Here is a 13,460-nt window from a genome sequence, read left to right as displayed (position 1 = left end):
GAACTGCAGGAGTGTTACTTATATAGTGGAAGGGGTATGGAGATGATAGGCAGTCTGCCGGCAACACCTATGGAATGGGCACAACAGGCCTGTGATTCTTTAATGGATACTTATAAAGCAGGAGAGCTGCCTCCAGCCCACCGCTGGCATTACCATCAGGGTGTGTTTCTGTGCGGTATGGAACTATTGTGGGAAGCTGTCCAGGAGGACCGCTATATTGAATATATTCAGCAATACGTCGATGATCTGGTGGATGAGAACGGCAATTTGTATTTTGCCCGGGACGAGCTGGATGCGGTTCAGGCTGGATTGCTGCTGTTCACGCTGTATGAGCGGACCGGCCAGCCGAAGTACAAGATTGCCGCCGATAAGCTGCGCAATCTGCTGCTGACGCTGAACCGGACCTCGGAAGGCGGATACTGGCACAAGGATAAATATCCGAACCAAATGTGGCTGGATGGACTGTATATGGCCGGAGTATTCTCCCTTAAATATGCCAATGCCTATGGCGAAACCAGCCTGCGTGAAACCGTATTGCATCAGGAGCGGCTGATGCGGAGGCATATGAAGGATGAGACCACGGGGCTCCTGTACCATGCCTGGGATGAGAGCAAGCGGATGCCCTGGGCGAACCCGCAAACCGGCTGCTCCCCGGAATTCTGGAGCCGGTCGCTGGGCTGGTACGGCCTCGCCGTCTCGCAGTTTCTGGATCTGCTTCCTGCCGGCGATCCGGGTAGAGCGGAGCTCGCTGCCGAACTGGGCAGCTTCGTCGAAGCTCTCATCCGGTATCAGGATGGGGAGAGCGGACTGTGGTATCAGGTGGTCGATAAAGGCGACCAGCCGGATAACTGGCTGGAGACCTCGGGCTCCTGTCTGTTCGTCTATACGATTGCCAAGGCTGTGAAGCACGGCATCGCTCCACCCGGAGCATTGGCTGCTGCCCGCAAGGGGTATGAGGGCTTGATCCGGGTGCTGCAGCAGGACGAAGAGGGCAGGCTGATTCTGCCCGACATCTGCATCGGCACATCGGCGGGCGATTACGAGAACTACGTCACCCGCCCGAAGGTCAGCAATGATCTGCATGGCGTCGGCGCACTGGTTATGGCGTGTGTGGAGATGCAGTCTTTGTATGACGTGGCGGGGGGCGAGGGCTGAACGGGGGAAGGCCCGAAGAACTTCGTGAAGCAGAGGTAATGGGCTGACGGTGATTTTAAACTTCCAGTCAAACAAGCCTGGACGATACAACGGCAGAAACGCCGTTGTTGGAGCGCCGCGGGAGGAAAGTAGACGATACAACGGCAGAAACGCCGTAGATTTCATGGAAGGAGTGTAGCGGATGTTTAATATAGTCGATTATGGAGCTCTGCCGGACAATGGCGAACCCGCCACAAGCGCGATTGCGGCTGCGATTGCAGCGGCGGGTGAGGCGGGCGGAGGGATGGTGTATGTCCCGGCGGGCACTTTTTTGACCGGGGCAGTCCAGCTCCGCAGTAATATTGAATTGCACTTAAGTCCGGGGGCAGTGCTGTCATTCAGCACCCTACCGCAGGACTTTCCGGCAGTGGAGTCCAGATGGGAGGGCGTGAAGCGGGAGGTGCATTCCCCCTGCATCTACGGTAAGGATTTGGTCAACATCTCCATTACCGGTAGCGGTACCATTAACGGCAACGGTACTCCGTGGTGGGAGAAGCACAGGAATCATCCGGAGCAGCTTGATCATCCGCGCCCGACGTTAATCGGTCTCAGCGGTTGCCGGAGGGTTACCATCAAAGATGTGTCGCTGATGAATTCACCGAGCTGGACAGTGAATCCTATCGGCTGCAGCAATGTGACGATTGACAATGTATCCATCCTGAACCCCGCAGACTCGCCGAATACGGATGGAATCAACCCCGAATCCTGCTCGGGTATTCATATCAGTAACTGCCACATTGATGTGGGCGATGACTGCATCGCGATCAAAGCGGGCACCGAAGACACACTGGAGCGTATTCCCTGCGAGAACATTACCATCACCAACTGCACGATGGTCCACGGACATGGGGCGGTTGTGCTTGGCAGTGAGATGAGCGGCGACATCCGTAATGTGACAATCAGCAATTGTGTGTTCAAGCAGACCGACCGTGGAATCCGCATGAAATCCAGACGCGGGAGGGGTGGGATTATCGAAGATATCCGAATCAGCAATATTGTGATGGAGGACGTCATTTGCCCTTTTACGCTCAACCTGTATTATTTCTGCGGACCGCGCGGCAAGGAGAAATACGTCTGGGACAAAAATCCCTATCCCGTTACCGCTGAAACGCCTTGTTTTCGCCGGATTCATTATGCCAATATTACAGCCCGGAATGTCCATGCTGCTGCGGGGTTCCTGTATGGACTTGCGGAGCAGCATGTCTCGGAGATTACATTCACGAACGTGGATATCTCAATGGCGAAGAATGCGGTACCAGGAGCTCCGGATATGATGACAGGGCTTGAGCCGATGAAGGGCCGGGGCTTTTATCTGGGATATGTACGGGATGTGCAATTCCACCAGGTGACGGTTGAGAATCACGAAGGCCCCGCTTTCTACATTGAGAACGGGGAAGAGGTCGAGCTTATGAACTGCCGGTCCAAAAACACCGTCAAACCGGAAAAGCTGATCGAGCGGGTTACGGTTGAGCCGGTCAACAGTTAAGTGAAAAGTATTTATATGGAACTGTGGCCCGTTTGGGGGCTGCGGTTCTTTTTGCTGCTTAAGTTCAAAGGGAAAAGGTAATAGATAGTAATAGATAATGGAGAGCTTGCTTTTGCCGTGTTTGTTCGGGAAAACGTTTTGCAATATAGAACGCTTGAGGCTATAATTAGTACCAAGTACTAATATCAGATACTAAATTATGGGGTGATACTTTTGAAAGGTGCCAAAATTACCGCAATCGGTGCTTATGTTCCGGCCCGGAGACTTACGAATAGCGATCTGGAGCAGATAGTGGATACCGATAATGAGTGGATTGTCCAGCGGACCGGAATCCGTGAACGCCGAATTAGCCGTGAAGATGAATACACCAGTGATTTATGTGCAGCCGCTGTGCTGGATCTGATGAAACGTTACGGCAAAAGCGTGCAAGATGTCGATATGATTCTCGTGGCCACAAGCACGCCTGATTTTCCTTTTCCTTCGGTTGCATCCATTCTGCAGAACCGCCTGGGGATTCAGCCTACAGCCGGAGCAATGGACATGAGTGCTGCCTGCGCCGGATTTGTCTATGCGCTGCATACAGCACATGCCTATGTGGCTTCCGGTCTGCACCGCAAGGTGCTGGTTCTTGGGGCGGATGCGTTATCTAAAATTACAGACTATACCGACCGGAGCACCTGTATCCTTTTTGGTGACGGGGCTGGGGCTGTACTGGTGGAGAGCGATGAACAAATGGATGGCTTCGCCGGGTTCCATCTGGGCAGTGACGGCAGCGGGGCGCATCATGTATACCGCACAGGCCTGTCGCACAGGGTGAATGAGATAGATCTAATAGACACTGGCAAGCTGGTGCAAAATGGCCGTGAAGTGTTCCGCTGGGCGGTGCGTACCGTGCCTCAGGGTGTGCAGCAGGTGCTGGACCATGCCGGAATCAGCCTGGACCAGGTGGACTGGTTCATTCCGCACAGCGCCAATTTGCGGATGATTGAACCGATCTGTGAGCGGTTGAATTATCCTTTTGAGCAGGCATTATACAGTCTTGAATATTTCGGGAATACTTCAGCCGCCAGCATTCCGCTTGCCCTGGATCTTGGTATCCGTGAGGGTAAGGTCGTGAACGGCCAGCAGATTCTGCTGTATGGCTTTGGTGCGGGGCTAACGCATGCTGGTCAATTGGTGAAGCTGGCACTGGCCCCCGAGGTCTCGCCTCCCACTCCTCTCTAACCGAAAAATGACGCCCAAAACCAGAAAAACAGTGCCTTGAACCCTTACATCAAATAAGGGATTATATTATCGAAAGTGTTTCGATTAGTGTTGTCTGTTTAAGAAAGTAAAAGTTTCGCCGGAGGGGGGACTGCTGAGAGTACTGAGAGGTTGCTACAGATTGCTAAGATCGCCATTGGTAGCTGACGTTGCTGAAGATACAGTGTGAGGGTGCTGCATAAGTACTTTAGCTGCTTGGATACTTAAGGGCCTTCAAAGGAAAGCGAGTATGCTGGTGAGGCTCACCGTTTAAAGTAAGCTGACGTCAAGGGTTCACCAGCTCGCGGCAGGCTTGCTTTCGGGTTAGCCGGTCAAACGGCTGCCGCAGGATTCGCGGACGATCAGTGCCGGTTCGACGACAAAGGAACCGCCGTCCGATTGATTGTTGATGAGGTCGAAGAGCATATGTGCCGCGAGTACGCCGAGGCGTTCTTTGTTCTGGCGGATGGTGGTCAGTGTGGGGCTGGTGTATTTGCAGGCTTCGATGTCATCGCAGCCGATGATGGCCACATCCTCGGGGATCCGCAGGCCCTGTTCTTTCAAGGCCCGGATCGCACCCAGGGCGAGCAGATCGGAGGCGGCGAAGACCGCTTTTGGCAAGCTTCCGGTCTTCAGCAGCTGCTGCATCGCCGCGTAGCCGCTGGATTCAAAGAAGTCGTCCCCATGCACGAACCACTTCCGGTTCAGGGTCAGGCCGAAGCTTTCAATCGCCCTCACGTATCCGGCTTCCCGCTGGTTGGAGATCTCCGAATCTGCCGTACTTCCGATGAACCCAAGCTCTCTGTGGCCGAGCAGATAGAAGTGCTCTACCACCTTGGAGGCGATCTGAAAATTGTCCGACATCACAAATCCGGACTTTGTGCCTGTCAGTTCCAGGTCTACGCCGATGCAGGGGATGCTGCTCTTATCGAGATCGCGGATCGCCGGCTCCATCTTTTGCCCGGAGATAATGACGCAGCCGTCGACATTAAAATGCAGACAACGGGAGTAATAATCTCCGCTGCTAATGAACTTCTCGTTGGAGAAGAAGATCAGATCGTAGCCCAGCACACCCATCTGTTTCTTGAAGGAATTCAGCACCTCCACAAAAAATGGATGCGTAAATTCAACGTTAAGCTCACCGGCAAAAATAACCCCGATCAGGTTGGACTTTTTGGTGGCAAGTGTCTTGGCGGAGTTGGAGGGGGAGTACCCGGTCTGCTCGATAATTTCCATGACCCTTTTTTTTGTTTTTTCGGAAACATCGCTGTAATTATTCATGATTTTCGAAACGGTAGAGACGGAGACACCCGCCATTTCAGCGATTTTTTTAATATTCATTTGCATGGAAATCCAACCTCCGCTTATCCGTGCATTCAGTCCAAAAGACTGCTACGCCGCGCTTATTCATGAATTTAAGTCTATTCAACTTGCCGTAGCAAGTCAAACGGTTATTGTATGAGAAGTACGCGGGCTGGCATGGATTGCACGGATTAGAGTGTGTTGGTGCGGGTATTTTCGAAACCGATTTCGATTTTCGCGCGAATGAACAATAGGACTTCGGGGAGGAATAAAAAGGATGAAGAAAAAGGTATCCGGTCTGCTTGCTGCCATGGTTCTGGCCTCAGGGCTTTTGTCACCGCTGGGTAGCGGCGGGGGCCGCGCAGAAGCTGCCTCCGGTCAGACGGCAGAGAATGATTCAGCTTTGCAGACAAACCGCGTAACGGCAGCGGAGGGAAATCCATCCGGCTACGATATATTGAAAGCGTTTACTGATGTGCCGGCGGGTAGCTGGGCAGCCCGTGGGGTTCAGCGCTGGAGCGGGAATGGAGTTGTCAGCGGCTATGGGGACGGCACGTTCCGGCCCAATGCTCCGGTGACGAAAGCGGAATTTGCCGTGATGATCAACCGCATCTTTAACTACACCGTGGAAGCTGCCACCCTCCCTGCTGATGTACCTGCATCTGCATGGTACAGGAGCGATATTGCCAAAGGCATCGCGGCAGGCTACTTAAGCACGGGCAAGGACAATCATCTGTCACCCGCAGCTCCGTTAACGCGTGCCGAAGCGGCCGTGGCTTTGCAGAAGATTTTCAAGCTGGAAGCGGGAGGGCAAACGGCTTACACCGATTTGAGCGGAGTGGACAGCGAGGTAGGGGAAGCAGCGGCGGCACTTGCGGCCGCGGGATATATTAAGGGCTATCCGGGCAGCTTGTTCAAGCCGGAGGGAAGAATATCCCGTGCGGAGCTCGCAGTCCTTGCAGATCGGATGGTGCCGGGGCTGCTGCGCTCTAAAGGGGAAGTTACACTTGGAAAGGTGCAAGGAAATGTGGTGCTGAACCAAGCCGGGATCACACTAAAAGACACCGTGATTGAGGGGAATCTCTACCTCACAGAGGGAATTGGTGAAGGTAATGCCCTGCTTGAAGGGGTAAAAGTGACGGGCACAACCTTTATCCGCGGCGGCGGTGAGCATAGCGTAGGTCTCCAGAACAGTGAGATAGGCAGAGTGCAGGCTGCCAAGCCTGATGGGAAAATCCGCATTTATGCCAGCGGCACCACCTCGGTTGGAACGGTGCAGCTGAATTCGGGAGCTACGCTTGAGGAGAATGGACTGACAGGAGCGGGCTTCACAGATGTGGAAATCATAAACGGTGTAAAGGCAGCAGCGTTAAAAGGCAGCTTCTCTGCTGTCTCCACAGCAGGATCAGTTAATGGCGGCCTTAGACTGATGCTCTCCGGCAAGGTAAGCAAGCTAACCCTGGGCAGTCCGAGCCAGGTTATGCTGGCAGATGATGCCCGGGTCGCAGAGCTGCTGCTTGCCGCGACTGCCAAGGGCACTTCCCTTCAGGGAAGCGGCACCTTCGGCGCTGTCTTGAACAACGCTGAAGGCGTTACCGCCGGCGGCGTTCCGCTGAAGCAGGGCAGCAGCGGTACAGTTACCTTAACGCCAGCCGCGACTCAGGGACCGGCCGGGTCATCCGGCACGGTCACGCCAACCGCAACGGCTACACCGGCCGCAACGGCTACGCCGACCGCGACAGCCACACCAACGGCTAAGCCAACTCCAACTCCTGCGGCCGATCCTTGGACGCTGGTGTGGAATGACGAGTTCAACGACAATACCATAGACCCGGCGAAGTGGACCTATGACCTCGGGGACGGCACGGCAGTCGGCAATCCGGGCTGGGGCAACAATGAGCTGGAATGGTACACCAATGAAGCGAAAAATGTGAAGGAAGCGGACGGGAAGCTGATCATTACGGCCCGTAAAGAAGCACAGGGAGGCAAGGAATACACCTCCTCCCGGATCAAAACGAAGAATTTGTTCAGCAAGAAATACGGTAAATTCGAAATCCGGGCTAAAGCGCCTGTAGGCAAAGGCTACTGGCCGGCGATCTGGATGCTGCCGGAGAACTATGTCTACGGTTCATGGGCGGCCTCCGGAGAAATCGATATTATGGAAAGCTGGGGCAGCCGGCCAGGCACGGTCGCGGGTACGATCCATTACGGCGCCCAGTGGCCTGACAATGTATATTCAGGCAAGGAATATGTATTGCCGGGGAACTCAACGATTGAGCAGTTCCACACCTATTCCATGGAATGGGAGCCGGGGGAAATCCGCTGGTATGTGGACGGCGTACTGTATTCCACCAAAAATGACTGGTATAGCCTAAGTAACGGCCAGCCGGCGAACAACGCTTATCCGGCACCGTTCAACCAGGAGTTTCATCTGCTGATGAACCTGGCGGTGGGTGGAAATTTCGACGGCAACCCTACAGCGGAGACGGTATTTCCGCAGACCATGGAAATCGATTACGTCAGAGTCTACGAGTTGACAGGCCGCCCTTACCGCGAGCCGGTACCGGTCACGATTGCGAAGGAGCCGTATCTTGAAGGTTCACTGCCGCCGCTTGCAGATGGCAACCTGATTCATAACAACGGATTCACCGAGCAGACGGGGGGCGATGCCGGAATGGGCATCCCGAATACCGCCCATTGGGTGCTGTATAAGGAAGCCGGAGCGGAAGCGGCGGTATCGCTTGATCCGATTGGCGGGAAGAATTACCTTAAGGTGAATATAACCAGCCCTGGGGGCAATTCATATTCCATTCAGCCACAGGCCATAGTGTCGCTGGCCAAGGGAAGAACCTACAAGCTCAGCTTCGACGCGAAGACGGATACTTCGCGGAATATCAGCGTCCGGCTGACGGGCGGAGAATCCCGTGGTTATCAGGCCTATTCACCATCTCTTAAGGCCGAGCTGACTTCATCGCTGAAGCATTTCGAAACCATGTTCCAGATGAAGGAGAACTCCGACATTGCCGCCCGGGTAGAATTCAACTTGGGTACTAATGCTTCCCCGGTGTGGTTCGGCAACGCGCGGCTCGAAGAGATCGACAGTATTCCATTCGATCATGACCGGGCCAAAACGCCGCTGGGCAGCGGCAACCATCTGTACAACGGCACTTTTGATCTGGGCGAGCCGAACCGGCTCAGCTACTGGCATGCCGAAGCCGCCGGAGGAGCAGCGGTCAGCCCGAAGGTGGACGATGCAGGCCGCTTAAACCTGCAGATCAGCGGTTCTGGCAGTGGGGACTCCGATGTCCGTCTGCTGCAGAAAGGGATATTCCTGGTGCAGGATCAGGATTATAAGCTTACCTTTGACGCGGAGGTGCCTTCCCCGCGCACTGCAGTAATTGAGCTGCAGGGCAGAGATGGCACGGTCTACGCTTCTAAGACAATCCCTCTGAAGAATGGGGCCCAGCAGGTGGAGGCTGTATTCCCTGATCTCGCCGGAGCAACCGATACGCTGGGACAATTTGTACTCCATCTTGGCGGAGCCGCAGGCACCATCCAGCTGGATAACTTCCTGCTGGTGCGGACCAGCTTCTACTATGATCCTTCGCTGGTTTATTACCCGCTGGTGAACGGGGATTTCAGCTTCGGCTTTAACAGCTGGGAGCGGCTGCTGACGGAGCAGGGCGGAGCAAGCAACGCTGCGGTTACGAACGGGGCAGCTACATTTCAGATTACCAATACAGGAAGCCAACCCTACTCGGTGATGCTGTTCCAGAATGGGCTGAAGGTTGCCAGTGGTCTGGATTACGTCCTTGAATTCGATGCGAGTTCAAGTGTTGCCCGGAAAATTAGTATCACTGCGGAGAATGCTTCGTATCAGCCTTCTTTTGCCCAGATCGTGAAGGTTACACCGGATACCGCACACTACAGATTCGAATTCCGTCAAGGGATTAACGATACCCTGTCCCTGAAATTCCTGCTGGGCAAGGTGGATGGTGTGAGTGTCGCGCAGGCGCATGAGCTGGTGATCGACAATGTGAAATTGGAGATCAAGAATGCGCCGGCCAAGCCGCAGGAGTTGCTCGGAGACAGCACGAACAATCGGGTATCCCAGCCGGTAGAACTGACTTTCACTGAGAATGCAGCCTGGCGGAGCAGCATCAAGACGGTGAAGGTGAACGGCACTGCGCTTGCGGTGGGGCAGTACACCGTAGAAGCAGGCAAAATTACGATAGCCGCAGCTGCTTTCCCGGCTGAAGGCAGCTATATCATTTCGGTGGAAGCGGATGGCTATGTCAGTGCTGCCGTATCCCAGACTATTTTGGCGAATGACAACAATCTGGTCGTGAACGGTTCATTTGCCAGCGGTAAAAGCGGATGGTCTACCTGGTCCGGGGAAGGCGGGGTATCTTCGTTTAACGTCAATGAGGGTGTTGCGGAGATAGGGATTTCTGTTGCCGGAACGGCCGCCTGGCATACGCAGTTTTTCCAGGAGGGCATTCCGCTCCAGGCCGGCAAGACCTATGAGCTCAGCTTCAAAGCCAAGTCGACCGTTCCAAGACAAATTATCGTGGAGTACAGCGGCACCTCTGCTGCAGCGTCGCAGGCGAAGTTCGAGGTTTCCGCGACCTGGGCGACCTACAGCGCGCAATTTACCGTGGATAACAATAGCCCGCTGAAGCTGAATTACCTGATCGGTGCGGCCATGGGAGACGACAAGACGGCGAATAGCACACCGCATACGCTCTCCTTTGACGACATCAGGGTTACAGAAGTGGATGGCGGGGGTGGTGCACCTGTGCAACCCGCCAGCGGTACGCTGGATAATGGAGTCTTTGATGCGGCAAAAGGCCTCTCTGGATGGACACAATACTTCGATGGCACCGGTTCTGCTGCTGCGGTGAACGGAGAACTGTCTGTTGCGTTGACGGGTACGGGAACAGCCAACTATAGTGCCCAGGTGGATTATGCCAATTTGAAGCTGGTGCAGGGCAAGACGTATACGCTGAGTTTTGAAGCCCGCTCCGATGTGGACCGTTTGATTGAAGTTGCTGTGGAGCATAAGGGCGGGGATTACACGAAATATTTACCGGCAAAAGCTGTCGCATTGACGGGCAGCATGAGCACTTACAGCTACACTTTCACCATGGCGGGCAGCACGGATGCCGGAGCGCATCTGGTCTTCCTCATGGGTCTGATTGCAGGCAACAGTGACAGCACCAACAGTGCGATACAGGCAGGCCATCATATTTTCATCGATAATGTAAGCTTGGCAGAGGTTCTGTAAGGGGCATAATTATTCCATAAACGTCAAACAGCCGAAGTCCTGTGATTCAGGATCTCGGCTGTTTATTTGCGTGGATATGAGGGATATGATGCAGAATGCCCTAAGATTCTTTAGGAATCAGTTCGAAAATTTTGCCGGTTTCCAGTGCTTCAATCAGCTTCAGCAGCCAGCGGTAATATTTAATCGCTTCTTCAATCTTGACTTCATCGGTACGTAGCAGCTGCTCCATAGCCGGTTCATCTGCATACTCACTCTTCATAAGCTGGATTTCGTGAAGCGATTTGCCGAGTGCGGTCATATTTCCTTCGACGGCTTTTCTCCATTTAATAGAGAAGTAGTCGCTGAAATTCTGATGCCAGTCAGGAACAACCTCGAATAGATCCTTGCGGGTCCCTTTTCCCCATACCTTGTCGATCATCTTCAGATCCAGCAGGGTGCGCACCCCTGTACTCATGGATGTCTTGCTCATTCCCATCGTCCGGCTTAGCTCGTCCAGTGTTACAGGACCCTGATTGAAGTACATATAACCGTATAAATGCCCAATGGACAGTGTAATACCGTACAAATCCATATTTTTGCCGATGGAATCAATAACGCGTTCCCGGGCTTTGCTGATTCGCTCTGCTTGTTCGGGCGCAAGCCCTTCTAAATCCTTCATAAAGGTCCCTCCTGAGGTGTAGGCTAATGACTGCAAACCTCTATTGTGTATTGTAATCAAATCCCTGTCCATAAGTAAAGAATTCGTCAGGAACGGGATTTGCCGTTAAACAGAGTATTCTATACATAAAGTACGTAAAGTTAAAACTGTACACTAAATTTTAAGTGTATATGAACTTTGCGTCGCTTTTCACATGTCAGGTACACTTGTTCGAGTGAAGCAAGCCAGAAAATTTGCTAGCCGGAAGAAGGAGGCCACCATGGCAATTATTGAGGTGAAGCAGTTAACCAAGGTGTTTGGTCATGATGCGGGACGGGCTCTTCCATTATTAGAACAAGGATGGTCTAAAGAGAAAATCGCCCAGGAAGCCAAGCTGACGGTTGGTGTCAACAAGGCGGATTTCCGCATCGAAGAAGGAGAAATATTTGTCATTATGGGATTGTCGGGTAGCGGCAAATCCACACTAGTCCGGTTATTGAACCGTTTGATAGAGCCCACAGGGGGACAGGTGCTTTTTAAAGGCATAGATGTTGTCAAAATGAATCCTGAGCAGCTGCGCCAGTTCCGCCGCAAGAATATCGGAATGGTGTTCCAGAAGTTCGCATTGTTCCCGCACCGCAGCGTGCTGGCAAATGCTGAATACGGTCTTGAAGTGCAAGGGGTAGAGAAAAAAGAAAGAACCCGGCTTGCCATGGAAGCTCTGCAGCTCGTAGGCCTAAAAGGCTGGGAGCATCACCGACCTGATCAGCTCAGCGGTGGCATGCAGCAGCGGGTGGGCCTTGCACGCGGACTTGCAAATGATCCGGATATTCTGCTGATGGATGAGGCCTTCAGTGCGCTGGACCCGCTGATCCGCAAGGATATGCAGCAGGAACTGCTGGAGCTGCAGTCCAAGATGAAGAAGACGATAGTATTCATTACGCATGATCTGGATGAGGCCCTGCGCATTGGTGACCGCATCGCCCTGATGAAGGATGGCGTGATTGTGCAGATCGGCACGCCGGAAGAGATTCTGATCCAGCCTGCCAATAAATATGTAGAACGATTTGTTGAGGATGTCGACTTGTCCAAGGTGCTGACCGCAGCCCATGTGATGCGCCAGCCGGAAATGATCCGGCCCGAGCGCGGTCCGCGCGTTGCGCTGCAATTGATGCGGGACAGCGGCGTGTCCAGCCTGTATGTAGCTGACAAAGAAATGAAGCTGCAGGGTGTGGTCACGGCGGAGGATGCAGCGCAGGCGCTCAAGGAGAACAAGTCCATCCTTGAGGTGATGCGCCGGGAGATTCCGCGTGTATCTCCGGATACACTGCTGAATGATCTGTTTGAACTCATGTCTGAGACGCACCTGCCAGTGGCTGTTGTAGATGAGGGCAACAAGCTCAAGGGCATTGTGATTAAAGGGGCTGTATTGTCTGCACTGGCAGGCAATGCGGTTCCGGAAGGAGATGGAATTCGGTGAATATTCCTAAGTTGCCTCTGGGCAAAGCAGTCGAATGGCTGGAGAACTGGCTGACCACTTATCTGGGTCCCTTGTTCGACTTCATTCATATGGTTATCGGCGGAATGGTGGGCGGCATCGAGACGGCCCTTACTATTCTTCCAGCCCTAGTTCTAATTGTGATCATTACGGCACTGGCCTATTGGATTGGCAAATGGCGTATGGCGCTCTTTGCCCTTGCCGGACTGCTGCTGATCGACAATCTCGGTCTTTGGGGACCGTCAATGCAGTCCCTTGCACTTGTGCTGACGGCCTCGGTGCTGGCGGTGCTGATCGGCGTACCGCTTGGCGTGCTTTGCGCGCAGAGTAACGGAGTGCAGAATACAGTGACCCCGGTACTGGACTTCATGCAGACCATGCCGGCGTTTGTCTATCTGCTGCCTGCAGTATCTTTCTTTTCACTCGGTGTGGTTCCCGGTGTGATTGCTTCCATTATTTTTGCCATACCGCCTACCATCCGCCTGACTAATCTGGGCATCCGTCAGGTTTCCCCGGAACTGGTGGAAGCCGCAGATGCGTTCGGCTCAACAGCGGGCCAGAAGCTGTATAAGCTGCAGCTGCCGATTGCGCTGCCGACTATTATGGCTGGTGTTAACCAGACCATCATGCTCTCGTTGTCGATGGTCGTGATCTCGTCAATGATCGGAGCGCAGGGCGTAGGCGCCTATGTATACCGGGCTGTGTCACAAGCCAAGACGGGTGCGGGCTTTGAAGCAGGGATTGCCATCGTGATTATCGCGATTCTGCTTGACCGCATGACACAAAAACTGGTTAAACCCAAAAACGGATAGGA

General features: G+C 53.7%; 8 protein-coding genes. 6 read left to right on the top strand and 2 right to left on the bottom strand.

Going from position 1 to position 13,460, the window contains the following annotated elements; genetic code table 11:
• Nucleotides 1-42 precede the first annotated feature (42 nt).
• From ACTJKB_RS19120 to ACTJKB_RS19110, 3 genes are all read left to right on the top strand, one after another.
• A complete protein-coding gene (locus ACTJKB_RS19120; RefSeq protein WP_440835985.1) occupies nucleotides 43-1,155 on the top strand; it encodes a glycoside hydrolase family 88/105 protein in 1,113 nt (370 codons plus the stop codon).
• Between the two features lie 181 nt (nucleotides 1,156-1,336).
• Nucleotides 1,337-2,680: a glycoside hydrolase family 28 protein gene (locus ACTJKB_RS19115; protein ID WP_440835984.1), complete on the top strand. Its 1,344-nt coding sequence runs from the start codon at nucleotides 1,337-1,339 to the stop codon at nucleotides 2,678-2,680.
• 213 nt (nucleotides 2,681-2,893) lie between these two features.
• Nucleotides 2,894-3,904: a ketoacyl-ACP synthase III gene (locus ACTJKB_RS19110; RefSeq protein ID WP_440835983.1), complete on the top strand. Its 1,011-nt coding sequence runs from the start codon at nucleotides 2,894-2,896 to the stop codon at nucleotides 3,902-3,904.
• Between the two features lie 342 nt (nucleotides 3,905-4,246).
• Here the strand turns inward: ACTJKB_RS19110 and ACTJKB_RS19105 are convergent, their stop codons facing one another.
• Nucleotides 4,247-5,263, bottom strand: coding sequence for a LacI family DNA-binding transcriptional regulator (locus tag ACTJKB_RS19105; RefSeq protein WP_440835982.1), 1,017 nt, complete (start codon nucleotides 5,261-5,263; stop codon nucleotides 4,247-4,249).
• A gap of 238 nt (nucleotides 5,264-5,501) precedes the next feature.
• Between ACTJKB_RS19105 and ACTJKB_RS19100 the strand changes: the two genes are divergently transcribed.
• Nucleotides 5,502-10,511, top strand: coding sequence for a carbohydrate binding domain-containing protein (locus ACTJKB_RS19100; RefSeq protein ID WP_440835981.1), 5,010 nt, complete (start codon nucleotides 5,502-5,504; stop codon nucleotides 10,509-10,511).
• Between the two features lie 100 nt (nucleotides 10,512-10,611).
• On the opposite strand, the gene ACTJKB_RS19095 is transcribed toward ACTJKB_RS19100, so the two are convergent.
• Entirely contained in the window at nucleotides 10,612-11,169 is a 558-nt protein-coding gene (locus ACTJKB_RS19095) for a GbsR/MarR family transcriptional regulator (protein WP_440835980.1), read from the bottom strand.
• A 259-nt stretch (nucleotides 11,170-11,428) separates the two neighbouring features.
• Between ACTJKB_RS19095 and ACTJKB_RS19090 the strand changes: the two genes are divergently transcribed.
• Nucleotides 11,429-12,628 (top strand): quaternary amine ABC transporter ATP-binding protein, encoded by a 1,200-nt coding sequence (locus ACTJKB_RS19090; protein ID WP_440835979.1) that lies wholly within the window; start codon nucleotides 11,429-11,431, stop codon nucleotides 12,626-12,628.
• Complete coding sequence (locus ACTJKB_RS19085; RefSeq protein WP_440835978.1) at nucleotides 12,625-13,458, top strand: ABC transporter permease; 834 nt, start codon at nucleotides 12,625-12,627, stop codon at nucleotides 13,456-13,458. Before ACTJKB_RS19090 ends, ACTJKB_RS19085 begins: the two co-directional genes overlap by 4 nt.
• Nucleotides 13,459-13,460 lie beyond the last annotated feature (2 nt).

The organism is Paenibacillus sp. 22594 (genome assembly GCF_052044425.1).
Classification (GTDB): Bacteria; Bacillota; Bacilli; order Paenibacillales; family Paenibacillaceae; genus Paenibacillus_AQ.
Note: the sequence above shows the minus strand (reverse complement) of the source record. Positions and strands in the feature narration are given on the sequence as shown.

Coding starts and splice junctions, on each gene's coding strand:
- ACTJKB_RS19090 (WP_440835979.1), top strand. CDS start 11,429: ATGGCAATTATTGAGGTGAAGCAGTTAACCAAGGTGTTTGGTCATGAT.
- ACTJKB_RS19095 (WP_440835980.1), bottom strand. CDS start 11,169: ATGAAGGATTTAGAAGGGCTTGCGCCCGAACAAGCAGAGCGAATCAGC.
- ACTJKB_RS19115 (WP_440835984.1), top strand. CDS start 1,337: ATGTTTAATATAGTCGATTATGGAGCTCTGCCGGACAATGGCGAACCC.
- ACTJKB_RS19120 (WP_440835985.1), top strand. CDS start 43: ATGATAGGCAGTCTGCCGGCAACACCTATGGAATGGGCACAACAGGCC.
- ACTJKB_RS19100 (WP_440835981.1), top strand. CDS start 5,502: ATGAAGAAAAAGGTATCCGGTCTGCTTGCTGCCATGGTTCTGGCCTCA.
- ACTJKB_RS19105 (WP_440835982.1), bottom strand. CDS start 5,263: ATGAATATTAAAAAAATCGCTGAAATGGCGGGTGTCTCCGTCTCTACC.